The 19,904-nt window shown below is 74.5% G+C and carries 21 protein-coding genes; 12 read left to right on the forward strand and 9 right to left on the reverse strand.

The window, feature by feature from the left end; all coding sequences use genetic code 11:
* The first annotated feature begins 6 nt into the window (after positions 1 to 6).
* Genes JUB12_RS06075 through JUB12_RS06085 form a run of 3 tightly spaced genes read left to right on the forward strand, consistent with a single transcriptional unit; the run spans position 7 to position 3,059 of the window.
* Positions 7 to 1,269: an ATP-binding protein gene (locus tag JUB12_RS06075; protein WP_205698729.1), complete on the forward strand. Its 1,263-nt coding sequence runs from the start codon at positions 7 to 9 to the stop codon at positions 1,267 to 1,269.
* Positions 1,266 to 1,934, forward strand: coding sequence for a response regulator transcription factor (locus JUB12_RS06080; RefSeq protein ID WP_205698730.1), 669 nt, complete (start codon positions 1,266 to 1,268; stop codon positions 1,932 to 1,934). Before JUB12_RS06075 ends, JUB12_RS06080 begins: the two co-directional genes overlap by 4 nt.
* 48 nt (positions 1,935 to 1,982) lie before the next feature.
* Complete coding sequence (locus JUB12_RS06085) at positions 1,983 to 3,059, forward strand: SDR family oxidoreductase (RefSeq protein ID WP_205698731.1); 1,077 nt, start codon at positions 1,983 to 1,985, stop codon at positions 3,057 to 3,059.
* A 35-nt stretch (positions 3,060 to 3,094) separates the two neighbouring features.
* Here JUB12_RS06085 and JUB12_RS06090 read toward each other — a convergent pair whose 3' ends face one another.
* Together JUB12_RS06090 and JUB12_RS06095 are read right to left on the reverse strand one after the other, a co-directional pair.
* Positions 3,095 to 3,796, reverse strand: coding sequence for a ferritin-like domain-containing protein (locus JUB12_RS06090; RefSeq protein ID WP_205698732.1), 702 nt, complete (start codon positions 3,794 to 3,796; stop codon positions 3,095 to 3,097).
* Between the two features lie 56 nt (positions 3,797 to 3,852).
* Positions 3,853 to 4,461, reverse strand: coding sequence for a TetR/AcrR family transcriptional regulator (locus JUB12_RS06095; RefSeq protein ID WP_205698733.1), 609 nt, complete (start codon positions 4,459 to 4,461; stop codon positions 3,853 to 3,855).
* A gap of 96 nt (positions 4,462 to 4,557) precedes the next feature.
* Between JUB12_RS06095 and JUB12_RS06100 the strand changes: the two genes are divergently transcribed.
* Entirely contained in the window at positions 4,558 to 6,030 is a 1,473-nt protein-coding gene (locus JUB12_RS06100; RefSeq protein ID WP_205698734.1) for an MFS transporter, read from the forward strand.
* Between the two features lie 708 nt (positions 6,031 to 6,738).
* Here the strand turns inward: JUB12_RS06100 and JUB12_RS06105 are convergent.
* From JUB12_RS06105 to JUB12_RS06120, 4 genes are read right to left on the reverse strand one after another with little or no spacing between them, the layout of a single operon-like run.
* Positions 6,739 to 8,163 (reverse strand): NAD(P)(+) transhydrogenase (Re/Si-specific) subunit beta, encoded by a 1,425-nt coding sequence (locus JUB12_RS06105; RefSeq protein ID WP_205698735.1) that lies wholly within the window; start codon positions 8,161 to 8,163, stop codon positions 6,739 to 6,741.
* On the reverse strand, positions 8,163 to 8,528 hold the full coding sequence (locus JUB12_RS06110) for an NAD(P) transhydrogenase subunit alpha (RefSeq protein ID WP_205698736.1): 366 nt from the start codon (positions 8,526 to 8,528) through the stop codon (positions 8,163 to 8,165). The genes JUB12_RS06105 and JUB12_RS06110 overlap by 1 nt, the downstream gene beginning before the upstream one ends.
* Positions 8,528 to 9,646, reverse strand: a complete 1,119-nt coding sequence (locus tag JUB12_RS06115) for a Re/Si-specific NAD(P)(+) transhydrogenase subunit alpha (RefSeq protein WP_205698737.1) — start codon at positions 9,644 to 9,646, stop codon at positions 8,528 to 8,530. The genes JUB12_RS06110 and JUB12_RS06115 overlap by 1 nt, the downstream gene beginning before the upstream one ends.
* A gap of 53 nt (positions 9,647 to 9,699) precedes the next feature.
* A complete protein-coding gene (locus JUB12_RS06120) occupies positions 9,700 to 10,584 on the reverse strand; it encodes a hypothetical protein (RefSeq protein ID WP_205698738.1) in 885 nt (294 codons plus the stop codon).
* 38 nt (positions 10,585 to 10,622) lie between these two features.
* Here JUB12_RS06120 and JUB12_RS06125 point away from each other — a divergent pair, with 38 nt between their 5' ends.
* On the forward strand, positions 10,623 to 11,177 hold the full coding sequence (locus tag JUB12_RS06125) for a cob(I)yrinic acid a,c-diamide adenosyltransferase (protein ID WP_205698739.1): 555 nt from the start codon (positions 10,623 to 10,625) through the stop codon (positions 11,175 to 11,177).
* A complete protein-coding gene (gene cobS / locus JUB12_RS06130; protein ID WP_205698740.1) occupies positions 11,150 to 11,908 on the forward strand; it encodes an adenosylcobinamide-GDP ribazoletransferase in 759 nt (252 codons plus the stop codon). The genes JUB12_RS06125 and cobS overlap by 28 nt, the downstream gene beginning before the upstream one ends.
* Here cobS and JUB12_RS06135 read toward each other — a convergent pair.
* Entirely contained in the window at positions 11,905 to 12,759 is an 855-nt protein-coding gene (locus tag JUB12_RS06135) for a phosphatase PAP2 family protein (RefSeq protein ID WP_205698741.1), read from the reverse strand. The two genes, cobS and JUB12_RS06135, sit on opposite strands and share 4 nt — an antisense overlap.
* A 131-nt stretch (positions 12,760 to 12,890) precedes the next feature.
* Here JUB12_RS06135 and JUB12_RS06140 point away from each other — a divergent pair, with 131 nt between their 5' ends.
* A complete protein-coding gene (locus JUB12_RS06140; RefSeq protein WP_205698742.1) occupies positions 12,891 to 13,349 on the forward strand; it encodes a hypothetical protein in 459 nt (152 codons plus the stop codon).
* On the opposite strand, the gene JUB12_RS06145 is transcribed toward JUB12_RS06140, so the two are convergent.
* Both JUB12_RS06145 and JUB12_RS06150 read right to left on the reverse strand, forming a co-directional pair.
* Complete coding sequence (locus JUB12_RS06145; RefSeq protein ID WP_371822319.1) at positions 13,346 to 14,887, reverse strand: regulator; 1,542 nt, start codon at positions 14,885 to 14,887, stop codon at positions 13,346 to 13,348. The genes JUB12_RS06140 and JUB12_RS06145 overlap by 4 nt on opposite strands.
* Positions 14,888 to 14,976: 89 nt before the next feature.
* Entirely contained in the window at positions 14,977 to 15,633 is a 657-nt protein-coding gene (locus tag JUB12_RS06150) for a cysteine hydrolase family protein (RefSeq protein WP_371822320.1), read from the reverse strand.
* Positions 15,634 to 15,923: 290 nt separating this feature from the next.
* Here JUB12_RS06150 and JUB12_RS06155 point away from each other — a divergent pair, with 290 nt between their 5' ends.
* The 5 genes from JUB12_RS06155 to JUB12_RS06175 are packed head-to-tail and all read left to right on the forward strand — an operon-like array spanning position 15,924 to position 19,815.
* The gene (locus JUB12_RS06155) at positions 15,924 to 17,138 is read left to right on the forward strand and encodes a DUF1116 domain-containing protein (protein ID WP_205698745.1); all 1,215 of its coding nucleotides are present in this window, start codon (positions 15,924 to 15,926) and stop codon (positions 17,136 to 17,138) included.
* Entirely contained in the window at positions 17,125 to 17,883 is a 759-nt protein-coding gene (locus JUB12_RS06160) for a GntR family transcriptional regulator (RefSeq protein WP_205698746.1), read from the forward strand. The genes JUB12_RS06155 and JUB12_RS06160 overlap by 14 nt, the downstream gene beginning before the upstream one ends.
* Positions 17,884 to 17,920: 37 nt before the next feature.
* A complete protein-coding gene (locus JUB12_RS06165) occupies positions 17,921 to 18,427 on the forward strand; it encodes a nitroreductase/quinone reductase family protein (RefSeq protein WP_205698747.1) in 507 nt (168 codons plus the stop codon).
* 54 nt (positions 18,428 to 18,481) lie between these two features.
* Positions 18,482 to 19,585 (forward strand): inorganic phosphate transporter, encoded by a 1,104-nt coding sequence (locus JUB12_RS06170; RefSeq protein ID WP_205698748.1) that lies wholly within the window; start codon positions 18,482 to 18,484, stop codon positions 19,583 to 19,585.
* A complete protein-coding gene (locus JUB12_RS06175) occupies positions 19,585 to 19,815 on the forward strand; it encodes a hypothetical protein (protein ID WP_205698749.1) in 231 nt (76 codons plus the stop codon). The genes JUB12_RS06170 and JUB12_RS06175 overlap by 1 nt, the downstream gene beginning before the upstream one ends.
* Positions 19,816 to 19,904 lie beyond the last annotated feature (89 nt).

Consider the following 19,904-nt stretch of genomic DNA (forward strand, 5'->3'; position numbering starts at 1 on the left):
CCGGTGATGGACGCCCAAGCGCCTCCGGCGGCCCAGCCGCTGCGCCGCGACCCGGCCAACGGCCTGGTCGCGGGCGTCTGCGCGGGGCTGGCGCAGCGCCTGGGCGTCGACGTCCTGCTGGTGCGCGTCGCCGCCGCCGTGCTCACCGTCTCCGCGGGCATCGCGATCCCCCTCTACGTCCTGGCCTGGGCACTGCTGCCGTCGGTCGACGCCGCGCAGGAGGCCCGCGCCCCGCGACTGCGGCCCGGGAGCTTCCTCATCGCCTCGGGCGTCGCGTGCATCGCCCTCGGTGCGCTGCTCGCCGCTCGCGCGGCCGACCTGTGGATCGGCGACGGCGTCGTCTTCCCCGTCGTGCTCGCCGCGGCGGGCGCGGCGCTCGTGTGGCGCCAGTCCCAGGAGCGCGTCGGGGCCACGCCCGACGAGCCCGCCCGCCCGCGTGACGCGGCCAGCGCCGCGGCGGCGCCGGCGGTCGCCGAGGAGCCGCCGAGCACCCGCGACCGCGCCGCCGCCCTGTCCCGGACGGGCGCGGGGACGGCGCTCATCCTCGCCGCCGGGCTCCTGGTCCTGCACTTCTCGGGCGCCCTGGCCGGCGCGCGCGACGCGGCCCTCAGCGTCCTCGTGGTCGTCGCCGCGCTCGCGCTCGTCGGCGGCCCGTTCGCGCTGCGCGCCGCCCGCACCATCAGCGAGGAGCGCGCCGCGCGCATCCGCTCGCAGGAGCGCTCCGAGGTCGCCGCGCACCTCCACGACTCCGTGCTGCAGACCCTCGCCCTCGTCCAGAAGCAGGCCGGTGACCCGAGGGCCGTCGCCGCCATCGCCCGCCGCCAGGAGCGCGAGCTGCGCAGCTGGCTGGCCGGGGCCGACGCCGCGCGGCCCGACGAGCGCCTGGCCGACGCGCTGCGGGCCGTGGCCGCCGAGGTCGAGGACGACCACGGCGTGCCCATCGAGGTCGTGGCGGTGGGCGACCGGCCGCTGGACCAGCGCGGCGAGGCGCTGGTGGCGGCCGCCCGCGAGGCGATGGTCAACGCCGCCAAGCACGCCGGCGAGGCCGGCCCGGTGCAGGTCTTCGCCGAGGTCGAGGACGGCCGCGCCGAGGTCTTCGTCCGCGACCGCGGCCAGGGGTTCGACCCCCAGGCCGTCCCGGACGACCGCCGCGGCGTGCGCGAGTCCATCCTCGGGCGCATGACCCGCCACGGGGGCCGCGCGACGATCCACGCGGCGCCCGGCGCCGGCACCGAGGTCGAGCTCGTCCTGGAGGACGACCCGCGATGACCCAGCCGCTCCTGCGCGTCGTCCTCGTCGACGACCACGGCCTCTTCCGCGCCGGCGTGCGGTCCGAGCTCCAGGGCCTCGTGGAGGTGGTCGGCGAGGCCGGCGACGTCGCGCAGGCCGTGGAGTGCATCCCGCGCCTGGCGCCCGACGTCGTCCTGCTCGACGTCCACCTCCCGGGCGGCGGCGGCGAGGAGGTCCTGCGCCGGCTGGCCGAGCTGGCGGGCGGCAGCGGCGCGGGGCCCGCCAAGTGCCTGGCGCTCAGCGTCTCCGACGACCCGCAGGACGTCATCGCGGTCGTGCGCGCCGGCGCGCGCGGCTACGTCACGAAGACGATCTCCGGCCCGGAGCTGGCGGACGCGATCCGGCGGGTCCACGACGGCGACGCCGTCTTCTCCCCGCGCCTGGCCGGCTTCGTCCTCGACGCGTTCGCGGGCGCCGCGACGCCGGCCGAGGGCACCGACCCGCAGCTCGACCAGCTCACCGCGCGCGAGCGCGAGGTCCTGCGCCACATCGCTCGCGGCTACCTCTACAAGGAGATCGCGCTGCGCCTGGGCATCTCGCCCAAGACCGTCGAGGCCCACGTGAGCGCGGTCCTGCGCAAGCTCCAGCTCTCCAGCCGTCACGAGCTCTCGCGCTGGGCCGCCGAGCGGCGGCTCGTGGACTGACTGACGGGGGCGTCATCCTCGCCCGCGCTGCTCTAGCTTCCCCGCGCGATGGCGCAGCGCACGATCCTCTTCACCGGCTTCCCGGGCTTCATCGGGGCCCGGCTCATCCCCAAGCTCCTCGCCGGCGACCCCGAGGCGCAGGTGGCCGCGCTCGTCGAGCCGCGGATGGTCGAGCGCGCGCGTGGCGCGGCGGCGAGGCTCGACGGCGGCGACCGCGTGCGGATCGTCCCCGGCGACATCACCCAGCCGCGTCTCGGCCTCGACGACGCGACCTACGAGCAGCTCAGGGCCGAGACCGTCACGGTCCACCACCTCGCGGCGATCTACGACCTCGCCGTCCCCATGGCGATCGCCGAGCGCGTCAACGTCCTGGGCACGCAGCACGTGCTGGCCTTCTGCCGCGACTGCGAGCGCCTCGAGCGCCACGACTACGTCTCCACGGCGTACGTCGCCGGCCTGCGCTCCGGCCTCGTGCGCGAGGACGAGCTCGCCGTCGGCCAGGCGTTCAAGAACCACTACGAGTCCACGAAGTTCGCCGCCGAGGTCCTCGTGCGGATGTCGATGGACGAGGTGCCGACGACGATCTTCCGGCCTGCCATCGTGGTGGGCGACTCGCGCACCGGCGAGACGCAGAAGTTCGACGGGCCGTACTACATGCTGCGCACGATCGCGGCGACCCGCGGGCCGCTCATGCAGCTCGGCAACCCCGAGGCGCTGTTCAACGTCGTGCCGGTGGACTTCGTCGTCGACGCGATGGCCGCGGCGGCGGGCGACGACCGCGCGGTGGGCCTGACGCTGCACCTGACCGACCCCGAGCCCGTCTCCTCGGCCGACATCTTCCGGCTGCTGGCCCAGGAGTACGCGGGCAGGACGCCGTCGATCAAGGTCCCGCTGAGCGTGCTCGACGGCGCGCTGCGCTTCTCGGCGGTGCGCGCCCTGTACGGGGGCACGCCGCGCGAGTCGCTCATGTACCTCAACCACCCGGTGCGCTTCGACACGACGAACGCGGCCGAGGTCCTGAGCCGGCACGGGCTGCACTGCCCGCGCTTCCCGGAGTACGTGTCGTCGATCGTGCGGTTCTTCGCCGAGCACGAGGACGACGACGCGCTCCGCCCTGCCCACTAGTGGAGGGGGTGGGCAGGGCGGGCGTGCGGTCTCCCCTAGCCCTTCAGGAAGCCGGTGTCGGTGACGACCTTCAGCACCGACCGCTCCGACTTCGGCGAGTCGAAGGAGCGCGGCGCCGGGCCGTTGGCGCCGAAGGCGCCGCCCGAGTTGATGAAGCGGATCCAGGCCGCGTGGCGTGCCTCGACCGAGTGGATCGACAGGGCCGCCTGGACCACCGCGCGCTGGGCGATGTTCGGGCCCTGGCCGGCGTAGGCGGCCACGCCGGTGTCCTCGAGCGCCTGGGCCGTGGCGGCGAACTTCGCGGGGTCGGTCACGGTGTCGCCGAAGTCGAACGACGGCTTCTTGACCGCGGCCGAGCCGAGGACCTGCTTGAGGGTCTTGACGTGGGCGTCCTCGTGGGCGCTCGTGGCCTGGGCGAAGGCCTTGAGCTGGTCGGTGTTCGGGCCGCCGCCGGCGAGGGCGGCGCGGTAGAACTCGGCCTCGAGGTACTCGAGCGTCAGGGCGTAGTTGAGGATCTTGACGTCGTTGGCCTTCGACTTGCGGCGCGTCGAGATCGCGGCGCTCGCCGGGCTCGCCAGGCCGCCGAACAGCACGCCGCCGGCCACGAAGCCGGCACCGGCGCCCGCGGCGCGCTTGAGGAACTGGCTGCGGTCGATGCCGATCCCGGCGGCGTCCTCGGCCGTCTCGCGGATCGCGCCGTCGACGTCGAGGGTCTCCAGCTTGATGAGGTCCTGCATGGCTGCTCCTCCTGGTGGGGGTCGCGAGGGACTAGCGCGCGACCTGTCCGGGCGGATCAGCCAGTTGGCGCGTCGGCGCCCGGCGCCCGCAGCCCGGCCAGCAGGAACTCGAGGACGTCGCGCCAGCCGTGGCCCGCCGGCCCGGGGAGCTCCTGGGCCGCGATGGCGGCACCGATGCCGCACATCATCGTGGGGATGTGGGCGGCCTCGAAGTCGCGGCGCAGGACGCCCGCCGCGTGCGCGCGGGCCACGAGCCGCTCGCCCACCTCGGTGAGCTCCTGGTGGGCGGGCTGGGCGATGGCGAAGGACTCCGCGGTGAGCTGCCAGAGGACCCGCTGCTCGCCGACGTCATGCTCCATGGCGAGGGCGGACTCGCGCAGCATCCCCGTCAGGCCCTCCCACGGGTCGTCGAGCTCGAGGTGGCGCTCGGCGCGGGCCTTGAGCTCGACGAACTTCTGCTTGAGCAGCGCGCCGAGCAGCTCGTCCTTCGTGGGGAAGTGGCGGTAGAGCGTCCCGACGCCGACCCCGGCACGGCGCGCGATGTCGTCCATCTGCGCGTCGGCGCCCGCCTCGGCGAGCAGCTGCTTGGCCGCGGCGAGGATCCGCTCGCGGTTGCGGCGTGCGTCGGCCCGCAGCGGGCGGTCGGGCTCGGCCGTCTGGCTCATCCGGTGTGGAGGGTAGCTTGCATCCGGAACCTCGGTTCCGTATCTTCCGGCGCGAACCGGAACCGAAGTTCACCTTCTTTCTACAGGATCCTCCTCATGACCTCCTCCCCGCAGAGCCACCCGTCCAAGTGGCCCGCCCTCGCCCTCCTGGCGATGGCGCAGTTCGTGGTGGTCCTCGACGCGTCGATCGTCAACGTCGCGCTGCCCTCCATCGGCCAGGACCTCCACTTCAGCCAGGAGAACCTCTCCTGGGTCGTCAACAGCTACACGCTCGTCTTCGGCGGCTTCCTCCTGCTCGGCGGCCGCCTGGCCGACCTCCTCGGCCGCCGCCGGATGTTCCTCGGCGGCATGCTGCTCTTCGGCCTCGCGTCGCTGGCCGGCGGCCTGGCCGAGTCCGAGGCCCAGCTCATCGCGGCCCGCGCCGTGCAGGGCCTCGGCGCCGCGATCATCTCCCCCGCCGCCCTGTCCATCGTCACCACGACGTTCGCCGAGGGCTCCGAGCGCAACACCGCCCTGGGCGTCTGGGGCGCGGTCGCCGGCTCCGGCGGCGCCGCGGGCGTGCTGCTCGGCGGCGTGCTCACCGACGGCCTGGGCTGGGAGTGGGTGCTCTTCGTGAACGTGCCGATCGCGGCGGTCGTGGCCTTCCTCGCGCCGCGGATGCTCGCCGAGAGCCGCGACGAGACCGAGCACCGCTCCTTCGACCTCGCGGGCGCCTTCACCGTGACCGCGGGCCTCGCCCTGCTCGTCTACACGCTGGTCGACGCCAACGACGCCGGCTGGGGCTCGTCCCAGACGCTCGTCCTCGGCGCGATCTCCGTGGCGCTGCTCGTCGCCTTCGTGGTCGTCGAGCGGGCGCAGGCCCGGCCGCTCGTGCCGTTCACCATCTTCCGCCTGCGGACGCTGCGCGGCGCGAACGTCGTGGGCCTGCTCGTCGGCGCTGGCCTGTTCTCGATGTTCTTCTTCATCTCGCTCTACCTCCAGCAGGTGCTGGGCTACGAGCCGCTGAAGGCCGGCCTGGCCTACCTGCCGCTGGCCCTGACGATCATCGTCAGCGCCGGCGTCGCCTCGCAGCTCGTCACGAAGATCGGCTTCAAGGTCACGCTGATCATCGGCCTGGTCTTCGTCGCTGCCGGCCTCGCCTGGTTCTCGCAGGTCAGCGCCCCGGGCGGCACGTACGTGGGCGACGTCCTGTTCCCGTCGCTGCTCGCTGCGGCAGGCCTCGGCTTCTCGTTCGTGCCGGTCACGATCGCCGCCGTCACCGGCACGCGCGACGACGAGGCGGGCCTCGCGTCGGGGCTCATCAACACCTCGCAGCAGGTCGGCGGGGCGCTGGGGCTCGCGATCCTGTCCACGATCGCCACCGCGACGACGGACGACGCGATCGCCGGCGGCGAGCGCAACCCGGCCGTCGCGCTCACCGAGGGCTTCCAGGACGCGTTCCTCGTGGGAGCCGGCTTCGCCGTCCTCGCCGCGATCCTCGCGTCGGTCCTCATCTCCTCCCGCGACGCCCGCGAGCACGCCGAGGCGGCGCGCCGCGGCGACGTGGCGGCGGCCCCGGTCGCCGTCTAGGCCTCCGCGGCACGCGACCCTGTCATCTCCGGTCCGGGAGACCGGGATCGACAGGGTCGCGTGCGGGCGGGGGCGCCGCGCGCCGGCGATCCGTCCGGATCGTGCGCCGGGTGTGGTGCGCTCGCTGTGGGCACCGAGGGAGGGAGGGCGCCGGCCGGCAGGCCCCGCGCGGGTCGTGCGCACCCGACCGACCGCGATCCTGGAGTTGACCGCCACATGGGCGGTCAACTCCAGGGTCGCGAACGCCGACCCGCCGGATCGCCCGTGGAGGGCGCGAACGCCAAGCGCTCCCCCTCCTCAGTGCCGAACAGGGCCCGCGTGAGCCCGCCGCCCGGGCCCGAGCGGAACGCAGGCCGGCAGGCGCCCCGCGCGATCGGTGCCGGCGCACGAGGCGTCCGCCGGTGTCTGCATCGAGGGTGGGAGGGCGCCGGCCGGCAGGCCCCGCGCGGGTCGTGCGCACCCGACCGACCGCGATCCTGGAGTTGACCGCCACATGGGCGGTCAACTCCAGGGTCGCTCATCCGAGGGCCGATGAGCCCGGCCGGATGACGCCTGGAGCATGCACCTCATGCTCGAGGCGTCATCGGCGCCCAGCGCCCAGCGCCCAGCGCCCCGCGCGCGCCAGCGCGGCCCCCACCCCACCCAGGACGACGAACGCCCCGGCCGGAGCCGGGGCGTTCGCACCCACAGCGGCGAGACCCGCGCGGGCTAGAGGACCTTCAGCTCCTCCGTCACCGACTCGATCGAGCCCTTCGCGTCGCCGAAGAGCATCGACGTCTTCGGGTTGAAGAACAGCGGGTTCTCGATGCCGGCGTAGCCCGAGTTCATCGATCGCTTGAGGACGATGACCGACTGGGACTCGTCGACGTTGAGGATCGGCATGCCGTAGATCGGGGAGTCCGGCTTGGTCCGCGCGTCCGGGTTGGTCACGTCGTTGGCGCCGATGACCAGGGAGACGTCCGTGCGGTTGAACTCGCCGTTGATGTCGTCCATCTCCTTGAGCTGGTCGTAGGGCACGTCGGCCTCCGCCAGCAGGACGTTCATGTGACCGGGCATGCGGCCCGCGACCGGGTGGATCGCGTACTTGACGGTCACGCCCTTGGACTCCAGGAGCTTGGCCATCTCGCGGACGGCGTGCTGCGCCTGGGAGACCGCCATGCCGTAGCCGGGGACGACGACGACCTGGTTGGCGTAGGCCATCTGGATCGCCACGTCGGCGGCGCTGGTCGAGCGCACGGTGCCCTGCTCGCCGTCGCCGCCGCCCGCCGGGGCCACGGAGTCGCCGCCGAAGCCGCCCACGATCACCGAGGTGATCGTGCGGTTCATGGCGACCGCCATCTGCTGGGTCAGGATCGTGCCGGAGGCGCCGACGATCATGCCGGCGACGATCAGCGCCTGGTTGTCCAGCGAGACGCCCGCCGCGGCGGCCGCGAGGCCGGTGAACGCGTTGAGCAGCGAGATGACGACCGGCATGTCCGCGCCGCCGATCGGGAGCACGAGCAGCAGGCCGAAGACGGCCGAGAGGACCAGCAGGCCGACGATGACGATCTCGCTCTGGGGGTCGGCGACGATCGCCACGCCACAGGCCAGCGTCCCGGCGGCGACGAGCGCCTGGACGGGCAGCTGCAGCGGGCCGAGGGAGATCGAGCCGCCGCTGATGAGGCCCTGGAGCTTGCCGAACGCGATGTTCGAGCCCCAGAAGGAGACCGAGCCGACGATCGCCGAGAAGACGCTGAAGATCGCGATGTACGTCGCGACCCCGTCGAAGCCGCCGGTCTGGCGGAACTCCGCCCAGGAGATGAGCGCGACCGCGCCGCCGCCGACGCCGTTGAACAGCGCCACCATCTGCGGCATCGCGGTCATCTTCACCCGCTGCGCGGCGGGCACGCCGATCGCGGTGCCGAGCACCATGCCGACGATGATCAGGACGGGGTTGTTGAAGTCCTCGACCAGCAGCGTCGTGACGACGGCGATGACCATGCCGACCGCGGCGATCCGGTTGCCGCGCACGGCGGTCTTCGGGCCGGTCAGGCCCGACAGGCCGTAGATGAACAGGCCGAAGCTCAGGATGTAGAGGCAGGCCTTGAAGTCGACGTCCGTGAGCACGGACGCCAGCGGGGTGGTCAGCTGCATCAGGCGTCGCCCTCCGCGTCGCCCTTGGGCGTCGGCTTGGTCTTGAACATCTCGAGCATGCGATCGGTGACGACGAAGCCGCCGATCACGTTGATGACGCCGAAGAGCAGGGCGATGAAGAGGATCACCGTCGTGCCCGTGCCGAGGTCCTCGCCCTCGGCCAGCAGGAGCAGGCCGCCGAGCACGACGATCCCGTGGATCGCGTTGGTGCCGGACATCAGCGGCGTGTGCAGGGTGTTCGGGACCTTGGAGATCACCGCGTAGCCGACGAAGCCCGCCAGCACGAGGATCGCCAGGTTCGTGACGAGGTTGCTCGTCTCGCTCGTGCCGGCCGCGGCCAGCACTCCGGTCAGCAGGTCGGGCATCAGGCTGCGGCCTCCACGGTCTTCTTGGCGCCTTCGTGGACGATCTGGCCGCCCTTGGTCACGAGCGCGCCCTTGTGCACCTCGTCCTCCTCGTCGAGCTTGAGGCCGCCGTCCTCGTCGGTGAGGGTGTCCAGCAGCGCCTGGATGTTGCGGGCGTAGAGCTGGCTGGCGTGCTCGGGCATCGTCGCCGGCAGGTTGAGGTGGCTGACGATCGTCACGTCGTGCTCGACGACGACCTCACCGGGCTTGGTGAGCTCGCAGTTGCCGCCGGTCTCGCCCGCCATGTCGACGACGACCGAGCCGGGCTTCATGCCCTCGACGGCCTCGGCCGTCACGAGCTTCGGCGCCGGGCGGCCCGGGACGAGCGCCGTCGTGATGACGACGTCGAAGGTCTTGATCGCGTCGGTGAGCGCCTGCTGCTGCTGGGCGCGCTCCTCGGCGGTGAGCTCTCGCGCGTAGCCGCCCTCGCCGGCGGCCTCGATGCCGAGGTCGAGCCAGTCGGCGCCGAGCGACTGCACCTGCTCGGCCACCTCGGGACGGACGTCGTAGCCGGTGGTCCGGGCACCGAGGCGCCGGGCGGTCGCCAGCGCCTGGAGGCCCGCCACGCCGACGCCGAGCACGAGGACCTTGGCCGGCGGGATCGTGCCCGCCGCGGTCATCAGCATCGGGTAGAAGCGCGTCGCGTGCTCCGCGCCGAGCAGCGCGGCCTTGTAGCCGCCGACGTTGGCCTGGCTGGAGAGCGCGTCCATGGACTGCGCGCGCGAGATGCGCGGGATCGCCTCCATCGCCATGGCCGTCACGCCCGCGTCGCGCAGCGCCCGCACGCCCTCGGCCTGCGACAGCGGCGCGAGGAAGCCGATGAGCAGCGTCCCCTGGCCCAGGCGGCCGACCTCCTCGGCCGTGGGCGGGGCGACCTTGACGACGACGTCGCCGCCCCACGGGTCGCCGGTCGTGGCGCCGGCTTCTTCGAACAGCCGGTCCGGGATGAGCGCCCGCTCCCCCGCCCCGGGTTCCACCGTCACCTCGTGCCCCTTGGCGACGAGCTTCTTGACGACCTCGGGGACGAGCGCGACGCGCGTCTCCCCGGAGGTGGTCTCCTTCGGTACGCCGATCCGCATGATGAGGGTGCGGCACCCTATAGGACACCGACCGGTGTCAGGGGTCCCCCGTGCTACGGCGCGCCGATCGGGAGCGGGAGCTCCCCCGAGGGGGAGACGGCAAGGGCGAAGCGTCCGGTCAGCGTGTCCTGCCTGAACGTCTGGGCGGCCGCCTCGATGCCACGCGCGTCGGTGCCCGTGACGACCCACACGGGCTGGGCGCCCTCGAGCTGGACGCCGGCGACGATGCCGCTGCCCGCCCCCAGCCGCCGGACGGACCTTCCCGTGTGGTCCAGGGCCGTGATGGTCTTGCCGTCGCGAGCCACCTCGGCGAAGACGCCGGACTCCCGCGGCCCGTCCTCGAGGGTCCGGGCGGCGAGGTCGCCCCGCAGCGCGTCCCACGGGCCGACGAGCACCCGCAGGGTCTCGGGCGCCAGCGAGGTCTGCAGCCCGCCGCGCGAGGCCGCGACGTCCTGCTCGACGAGCGCGTCGCGCACCGCCCGGCACGGCACGGCGTCCTGGTCGATGCACTCGACGCGGATCGGCAGCCGCTTGCCCTCGATGCCCGTGGTGAACGGCGCCGGGAACTGGCCGACGACGATCGGCGTCGCCGGCGAGCCGGCGGTCCGCAGGTCCAGCCAGAGGCTGTCGCCGTCGCGGACGTCGTCGTCCAGCCCGGCGACGCGGCCGTTGACGTGCAGCTCGAAGCGCTGGCCGGCCTTGGCGGCCGCGCCCTCGACGGCGGTGACGCGCCCGCCGTCGATCGTGGCGCCCGCGGCCTCGCGCAGGACGTCACCGGCCTCGACCGTCCCCTTCGGCGCGGCCTCGGTCTGCACGACGGTCGCGCCGCCCTCGCCGGTGGTGACGAGGACCTGGACGGCGGTCCCCCCGCGCGAGTCGACGCCGCAGCCGGCGAGGGCCAGGGCAGCGGCGGCGAGGGCGAGGACGGCGGCGCGCATCACCGCCAGAGCATGCCGCCTGGGTAGCCTCACGGGCCGTGACGGTCAACCTCACCCGGATCTACACGAAGCTCGGCGACAGCGGCGAGACGCACCTGGGCGACATGAGCCGGGTGCCCAAGACCCACCCGCGCATCGAGGCCTACGGGGACGTCGACGAGCTCAACGCCCACCTCGGGCTCGCCCTGGTGCAGGCGGGGATGCCGGAGCGCTACCGCCCCTGGCTCTCCCGGGTGCAGAACGACCTCTTCGACCTCGGCGCCGACCTCGCGGTCCCGCACGGCGGCGACAAGGAGCGCCTGCGCGTGACGCCCGACCAGACGACGTGGCTCGAGGAGCGCTGCGACGAGGTCAACGCGACGCTCAAGCCACTGCGCTCGTTCGTCATCCCGGGCGGGTCGCCGGCCGCCGCGCACCTCCACGTCTGCCGGACGGTCTGCCGCCGCGCCGAGCGCAAGGCCATCCTCGTCGAGGACGGCAACCCGGAGGTCGTCCGCTACCTCAACCGCCTCTCGGACCTCCTCTTCATCCTGTCCCGTGGAGCCACGGAGGGCGACGAGCCGCTGTGGCAGCCGGGGGCCTCGCAGTCCTGAACGACCTCCGCGCCGCCCTGGGCTTCCTCACGCGGCTGTCCGTCGGGGCGGCCCGGCTCGAGGGTGGTCTGGGACGGGCGGCGCTCTGGTTCCCCGTCGTCGGGGCGGTGGTCGGCGGCCTCGCGGCGGGGGTGCGGTGGGTCGGCGACGACGTCCTCGGACTGGCCGCGGGGCCGTCGACGCTGCTGGCGGTGCTCGCCGCGGTGGTGGTCACCGGCGCGCTGCACGAGGACGGGCTGGCCGACTGCGCCGACGGCTTCGGCGCGCACGTCGACCGCGCCCGCCGGCTCGAGGTCATGCGCGACCCGCGCGTCGGGACCTTCGGGGCGATCGCGCTCGTGGTGGTGGTGCTGCTGCCGGTCCTCGCCCTCGGCCCGCTGACGACGGGGGACTTCGCGGTGGCGGTGGTCAGCGCGCACGTGCTTGGGCGGTGGGCGCTGCTGGCCCACGCCCGCGCACTGGGTCCGGCGGAGCCGGGGTCGTCGGCCGCGCTGCTCACGCCGCCGCTGGCGGTCGCGGTCGCGGGCTCGATCGTGAGCGCGGCGGCGGTCGTCGCGCTGTGCGGCGAGGACGCGGTCGCCGCCCTCGCGACGGCGCTGGCCGTCGTCGCGCTGTGGTCGGCGGTCACCGGGCGCGTCCTGGGCGGGATGACCGGCGACACGCTGGGCGCCGGCGCGAAGCTCGTCGAGCTCGGCGTCGCGGTCGCGCTCGGCACCGCGCTGGGCGGCTAGGCGGCGGAGCGTGTCCGGGTCGCGGCGATCGTCGCCAGCACGGCGAGGACGGTCGCCGCGACGGTGATCGTCAGGGCGCCGAACACGAAGTTCGTGTGCTCGGCGGCGAAGTCCTGGACGGCGCGCGGGCGGCTCGCGGCGACGGCGACCGCCCCGGTGAGCGCCGCGACGGCCAGGCCGACGGCGGGCAGGACGTCACGCGGGCCGGCGGGCTGCTCGGGCCGCGGGCGCTCGGGCCAGCGCCGGGAGGCGGCGGTGAGGGCCGCGCCGGCCAGCGCGACCCACGTCCCGGCCACGAGGTAGCCGCCGACGACGTCGGACGGGAAGTGCCAGCCCAGGGCGAGGATCGCGAAGGAGACGGCGACGGCGAACATCCCGCCGAGCGCCGCGGCGGTCGGGCGCCAGCGTGCGGGGACGGCGAGGACGGCGAGGAGGCCCAGCGTCATCGACGCGGTGGCGTGGCCGCTGGGCCACGAGGCGGCGGCGATCTGCCCGCCCCCGAGCCACTCGTCGTAGCGCGGCTGGGCCAGCAGCGGCTTGAGCGTCTGGGTGGTCAGGCCGGTGAGGAAGAGCACCGCGACGATCGCCACCGCGACCCGCGGCCGTCCCCGCCCCGCGGCCACCGCCGCCAGGGCGAACCCGATGAGCCCGTAGGGCACGGGGTCGGCCAGGTGTGCGACGCGGTCGATCAGCGCGGTGCGCTGCGGCTCGTTGAGGGCGACGAAGCCCTGGAGCGCCGCGCTGTCGTGCCAGTGGGCGATCGGCACGAGGTAGGCCAGCACGCCGGTGAGCGCCAGGAGGACCAGGCAGGCCCCGGAGGCCAGCAGCCAGGTGCGCGGTCGGCGGATCACGCCCTCCAGGCTAGGCCCGGCGCCTCAACGCCGCCTGAGCAGCAGGGGTCACACACCTGCAGCCGGCCGGTGTCGCACTTCGCGCGCGTGCGCGAGGGACGGCGGCGCGCGCGTCGAACCCCAAAGGCGACATGGCCGCCGTCACGATCTTCGCCGCCGGGCCCGACCTGGCCCCGCTCCCCGCCGAGCCCGACCCGGTGGAGCCGCCGGTGGCCACCGCGCCGGACCTCGAGCCCGCGCCGGTCGTCGTCGAGCTGCCGCGGATGCCCGACGGCTGGTCGGCCGCCACCTCGGCGCTCGTCAAGCGCGCCGCCCCGCGCCGCACGACGCGGCCCCGCAGCGCCGGCGACGTCCCCGCGCTCGCCGGCACCGAGGTCCGCGACAGCGACGGCATCCCCGTCGGCCACGTCCTGGCGCTGCGGTTCGACGAGCTCACCCGCTGCCCGTCGGAGCTCGAGGTGGAGCTCGCGCCCGGCATCACCGCGACGGTCCCGGCCTTCGGCCTGCGCATGCGGATCGACCACGTGCAGCTGAGCCTCACGGCGACGATGGCGCTCTCCCCGAGCGCCACCGCCGCCGCCTGGTCCTAGGCCGGCACGCCCGGCGCCGGCGCCCGCGGCGCGAGCTCCGCCGGCGGGGCCGCCGGCATCGCGTCCTCCACGTCGACCGGGTCGGTCACGTCCACCTCCCTGCGCGGGACCCCGAGCAGGTGGAAGGCGAGGCAGACGACGCCCGCCAGGGCGTAGCCCAGCGCGATCTCCCCGTCCGCGAAGAACTCGACCTTCGCTCCGTGGATGAGCCCGATCGACGCGAGCGCCGCCCCGAAGAACGCGTAGCCCGCCGCCCAGTCGAACTTGCGGTCGATCATGAACACGCAGATCGCGCCGAGGACCATCCCTGCGAGCACCGCGCCCTCCCCGAGGTGCAGGAGGCCGTCGTACACCACGCCCGCGGAGGCGAACGCCTCGCCCCCCACCTCCTCGGCCGAGGTCCCGGCCGCCGCGAGCGAGTCGTTGATCAACCCCGTCGCCCACGCCGCGATGTTCGGCACGCACGCCAACACGATCGCCGCGTAGTGCGCCTTGGGCACCGCCCGGAAGGCCTGCGAGCCGATGACCAGGCCGATGTAGAGCAGGATCGGGACGATGGCCGGCGTCGGCAGCAGCGCCCCGATGAGCGGGAACAGCCCGAACGCGCAGAACACGAAGATCACGACGCCCGTGGCCAGCGAGTAGCCGATGCGCCCGCCCGCCGCCTTCCACCCCGGATGCCCGACGTACACCGCCGGCGGGAAGGGCGAGCCCAGGCACGACCCCACGATCGCGCCGGTGCCGTCGGCCAGCAGGACGCTGCGCAGCTCGTACTTGTCCCCGGCGGCGGCCGCGCTCTCGACGTTGCTCATCGCCTCGGTGAAGTTGTAGATCCCGAGCGGGATGGCGGTGGCCAGCAGCGGCGAGATGCCCTCCAGGCCGTCGAAGAGCAGGTCGAGGTTCAGCGTCGGCAGGCCGACGGCGATCTGCTCAGCCGAGTCGCTGATGTCGTCGACCGACATGTACCCGCCGATCCAGGCGATGGCCGTGCCGACCAGCAGCGCCGCCAGACCGACCGGGAAGCCACGCGGCAGGCGCACGTCGGAGACGAAGCCGATGACGATGATCGCCAGCACCGGCAGCGCGATCCACGCGTGCTCCCACATCTGCGCCGCTGGGCGCATCGAGATGAAGGTCAGCGAGATGCCGGCCAGCGTCCCCAACAGCGCGGCGCGCGGCGTGAGACGGCGGATGACCGGCCCGACGAAGGCGCCGATGAGGATGATCACGCCGATGATGAAGGCCCACGCGAGGCCCGCCTGCCACGCCTGCACCGGGTCCTTCGTCTGCAGGTACGTCGGCAGCATGATCACGAACGTGACGATGAACATGTGCGGGACGCTCGGGCCGTAGGGCAGCGCCGTGACGTCGCTGCGGCCCTCGCGCATCGCGAGGCGCCGGGCCAGCCAGAAGTAGAAGAGGTTGCCGACCAGCAGCTCGACGCCGAGCGCCGGGAGGATCACCTCGTAGACGTCGTGGCCCGACATCTTCACCACCCCGACGCACAGGCCCGCGAGGACCAGCACGTTGACGAGCATGTTGATCCCGAGGCCGAAGAACGCGTTGAGGTCCCCGCGCGACCACGACGGCGGGGCGGGCCGCGGGGACGCGGCGGCCGCCACGGCGCTCACGCGACCACCTCCGTCACGGCGCTCGCGGGCTGCAGGGCGGCGACGACGTCGGACGACTGGCCGACCCAGCCGAAGATGCCGCCCTGCGCGACGACCATGGCCAGCGCGGCTTCGTGGAACTCCGGGAAGTAGGACCCGCAGCAGTCCTCGAGCACGAGGCACTCGAAGCCGCGGTCGTTGGCCTCCCGGACCGTCGTGCTGACGCACACCTCCGTGGTGACCCCCGTCACCAGCAGCGAGGTGATCCCGCGGTTGTGCAGCAGCAGCTCGAGGTCGGTCGCGTAGAACGCGCCCTTGCCCGGCTTGTCGAGCACGACCTCGCCGTCCCCCGGCGCGAGCTCGTCGACGATGTCGTGGCCCTCCTCGCCGCGGACGAGGATCCGCCCGCGCGGACCCGGGCTGCCGATGGTCAGCGGGCCGCCGCCGCGCTCGAGCTTCGTCGGCGGGCAGTCGGCGAGGTCGGGCCGGTGGCCCTCCCGCGTGTGGACGACGAGCATCCCCGCGACGCGGGCGGCGTCGAGCAGCGCCGCCAGCGGCGCCACGACGCGGCCCAGCAGGCGGACGTCGTTGCCCAGCGCCTCCCCGAAGCCCCCGGGCTCCAGGAAGTCGCGCTGCATGTCGATGACGACGAGCGCGGTGCTCGCCGGGTCCATGGTGAACGGCCTTGGGCGCGCCGGGACGCTCAGCGTCCCGGGCGGTCCGGACGTCGTTGGCACGTGGTCTCCCCCTCAGGAGCGGTGTATGCAGCCCGGTCCACAGCCGGGGCATGCGGCGCGACAGCCTGACGCCGGCGACCTGGCGCGCCCTCCGACCGGCGGTCCGATCTCGACGGGCCGACCGGTCCGATCCCCCGTGCTGATCGAGGATCTTGGACCGCGCGTCGCCGCGGTTGGACCGCGCGGCCGATGACCGGCCCGCCCGGCCGGCCGTAGCGTGCCGGCGCGTGGACACCGCGTTGCACACAGCCGACCCGGCGCTCGCGGCGCTGGCCGCCGCGCGACCGCTCCTGGTCGACGTCCGGCCCGCGCGCGAGGTCGTCGCGCACCTCGCCGCCGGGGGTGTCTGCCACGCCGGCCCGCCGATCCACCCGGCGCGGATGTGCGCGCCGATGCGCGCGGCACTCGGCGTCGCCGTCGCGATGGAGGGCCTGGCCGAGGACCCGGTCGCCGCGCTCGCGCTGGCCGACGCCGGGCTCCTGCGCCTGTGCCCGAACCACGACGCCGGCGGCGTCGGTCCGATGTCCGGCGTCGTCACCGGCTCGATGCCGGTGCTCGTCGCCCGCGACGACGCGACCGGGCTGACGGCGTGGTGCCCGCTCAACGAGGGCTCGGGCAAGGTGCTGCGCTACGGCGCCGACGACGAGGAGGTCGTCGCCCGCCTGGCGTGGATGCGCGACGTCCTCGGGCCGTCGCTGGCCGCGGCGCTCGCGCAGACCGGGCCGCTCGACCTCCTCGAGCTCCACGCCGAGGCGCTGCGCCAGGGCGACGAGGCCCACCACCGCACGGGCGCGGGCACCCAGCTCCTGCACGACCTGCTGGCCCCGGCGCTGCCCGACGACGTCAGCGCCTTCGTCCTGGACAACCACCAGTTCTTCCTGAACGTCGCGATGGTCAGCGCCAAGCTCGCGCTCGTCTGCGCCGAGCACCGCCCCGGGTCGTCGCTGGTGACGGCGATCGCGCGCAACGGCGTGGAGGTCGGCATCAAGCTGTCGGGAACCGGCGCGCGGTGGTTCAGCGGGCCCGCCGCCCTCCCCGAGCCGGCCGCGCTGTTCGACGGCTTCGGCCCGGGGGACATGAACCCCGACCTCGGGGACTCGGCGATCGTCGAGGCCTACGGTCTCGGCGCACTGGCCATCGCCGCCTCGCCGCTGTCGGCACCGTCGGTGGGGCTCGACGCCGACGACGCCGCCGCCATCACCCAGCGCCTGCGGTCGATCGGCGCGGGCGAGCACCCGGCCCTGCGCCTCGGCGGGCCAGGTGCCGATGCCCCCGCGATCCTCGGCGTCGACGCGCGGGCGGTGGTGCGCGAGAGGGTGCTGCCGCCGGTCCACACCGGCATCGCGCACCGCCGCCCAGGCGTCGGGCAGATCGGCGGCGGGGTCACCCACCCGCCGATGGAGGCGTTCGAGGCGGCGGTCGCGGCGCTTGACGCGACCTGAGCAGCGCGGCGGGCCGCTGCGCCTCGCCGGCCCCGTCGAGGCACCGCCGCCGCACGAGGCCGCGCCGCGGGCCTCGCAGGCCGACCGCGTCTACGAGCAGCTGCGCGCCCAGCTGCTGCGCGGCGAACTGCCGGTCGGACGGCGGCTGGTCGAGCAGGCGCTCGCGGCGGAGTTCGCCACGAGCCGCACGCCGGTGCGCGAGGCGCTGCGCCGTCTCGAGGGCGACGGGCACATCGAGCGCGACCCCTCGGGCGGGCTGCGCCCGGCCGTGCCCAGCGTGCGGTCCATGCACGAGCTCTACGACGTGCGCCTCGCGCTCGAGGAGCTCGTCGTCCGGCGGGCCGCGACGAGCGGGGACCGCGGCGCGCTCGAGGCGCTGCGCCACGAGTGGGTCGCCCTGCAGGCGGCGCGCCGGGCGCCGTCGGGCGAGGTGGACGGTCCCGAGTTCGTCCACGCCGACGAGGGCTTCCACGAGACCGTCGCGCGCGCGAGCGGCAACGACGTCGCGGTGCGGCTCCTGTGCGACCTCAACGACCGCATCCGCATCCTGCGCATCCACGACTTCACGCTCGACGCCCGGATCGGCGCGACCATCGAGGAGCACCTCGAGATCCTGGACACCGTGCTGGCCGGCGACGCCGACGCCGCTGCCGCGTTCATGCGCGCGCACGTGCAGCGCAGCGCGCTCGTCGTCCGCGAGCGGGTGGGCCAGGCGCTGGCCCGGATGTTCGAGGGGCCCGGGTAGGTCGTGCGGCGCCCCAGGACCGGGCAGGCTCCTTGCCATGGCCCGCCGCGGACCTGACGTCCCCCTCCCCGCCCGCCTGCTCGGCGACGCCCGCGCGCCCCGGCGCCCCGGCACCGCGCCGGTCGGCGGCCCGCGCGCCCTCAAGCGGCGCGTCAGCCGGGCCGTGACCCGCCGGGCGGTCAACCCGCTCGTGCGGCGCGCCATCGAGGCCGGCGCCTTCCCGACGAACTGGGTGCTGCTCGAGACCACGGGGCGCAGGACCGGGCGGCCGGTGCGCACGCCGGTGGGCAACGGGCTGCGCGACGGCGTCTTCTGGATCGTCACGGAGCACGGGTGGGGCGCCGACTACGTCAAGAACCTCCGGGCCGACCCGCGCGTGCGCCTCAAGGTCGGCCGGCGCTGGCTGTCGGGCACGGCGCAGGTCATGCCCGACGAGGACCCCTACGCGCGCCTGCGGGCGCTGCGCCGGCCGCTCAACGACGCCCTCCTGCTCGCGGTCGGGACCGAGCAGCTCGTCGTCCGGGTCGACCTCGACCAGGCGTGACGATCCGGTGAAGCCGCGGTGGGCGGTCCGGGTCCGCGGGGCAGCCCTGCGCCCATGGACGCCGCCGACGTCGTGCTGGCCCTCGTGGTGCTGACCGCCCTCGCGTTCGACTTCACCAACGGCTTCCACGACACCGCCAACGCGATGGCGACGTCCATCGCCACACGGGCGCTGAGCGCCCGCAAGGCCGTCGCGCTCGCCGCCGTCCTGAACTTCGTCGGCGCGTTCCTGTCGCTCGAGGTCGCGGCGACGATCGCCGAGGACATCGTCGACCCCGCGGCCATCACGCCGGCGATCATCCTCGCCGGCCTGCTCGGCGGGATCCTCTGGAACCTCCTGACCTGGCGGCTGGGGCTGCCGTCGTCCTCGTCGCACGCGCTGATCGGCGGCGTCGTGGGGGCGGTCGTCGTCGCCGCGGGCTTCGACGCCGTCGAGGCGGACGGCCTCGTGGGCGAGGTCCTGGTCCCCTCGGTCATCGCGCCGGTCCTCGCGCTCGTCGTGGCCGGCCTCGCGACGTTCGTCGTCTTCCGCCGCATCCGCGACTGGCTCCCGGACCGCATCCAGTCGAGCTTCCGCCACGGCCAGCTGGCCAGCGCGTCGCTCGTGGCGCTGTCGCACGGGACCAACGACGCGCAGAAGACGATGGGCGTCATCACGCTCGCGCTCGTCGCGCACGGCTCGCTGGACCGCGGCGCCGGCGTGCCGGCGTGGGTCGTCGTCTGCGCCGCGGCGGCGATCTCGCTCGGGACGGCGATCGGTGGGTGGCGGATCATCCGGACGGTCGGCCACCGGCTGACCGAGATCAACGCCGCCCAGGGCTTCTCGGCCGAGACCTCGGGCGCCATGGTGATCCTCGCGGCGTCGCACGCCGGCTTCCCGCTCTCGACCACCCACGTGACCTCCGGTGCCGTGCTCGGTGCCGGGGTCGGCCGCCGCGCCGCGGAGGTGCGCTGGGGCGTCGCCGGCCAGATGGTCGTGGCCTGGCTGCTGACCCTGCCCGCGGCGGCGCTCATCGCCGCTGTGGCCTACCTCGGCGTGGACGAGCTCGGCGGCGAGGTCGTCGGGCCGCTCGTCGTGAGCGCCGCGGCCGCCGTCGCCGCGGTCGGGCTGTTCCTGCAGGCGCAGCGCAACGCCCCGATCACCGCGAAGGACGTCTGATGCCGCTCGCCTCCGTCGTCGACTGGTCGGCCCTCGGGCAGGTCGCCCTCTACGCACTGGCCGGCAGCCTGGTGCTCACGTGGCTGTTCACCACGGGTGTCCTGGCCGCGCAGCCCGGCCGCGACGGCGCCGCGCCGACCGCCGTGCGCCGCGCCGTCTCGGTCGTCGCCCTCGGCCTGTGCGCGGCGATCGTCGTCCTCGGCGTCGTGGTGATGCTCAGCTCGAAGTAGACGTTCTCGCGACGTTCACGTCCTGCGGCGTCCCGCGCGGTTGACTGCCACCTGCGCGGCTCCAGAAGTCCGCGCACGCGGTCCGGCTG

Origin of the sequence: Conexibacter sp. SYSU D00693 (assembly GCF_017084525.1) — a bacterium.
Classification (GTDB): Bacteria; Actinomycetota; Thermoleophilia; order Solirubrobacterales; family Solirubrobacteraceae; genus Baekduia.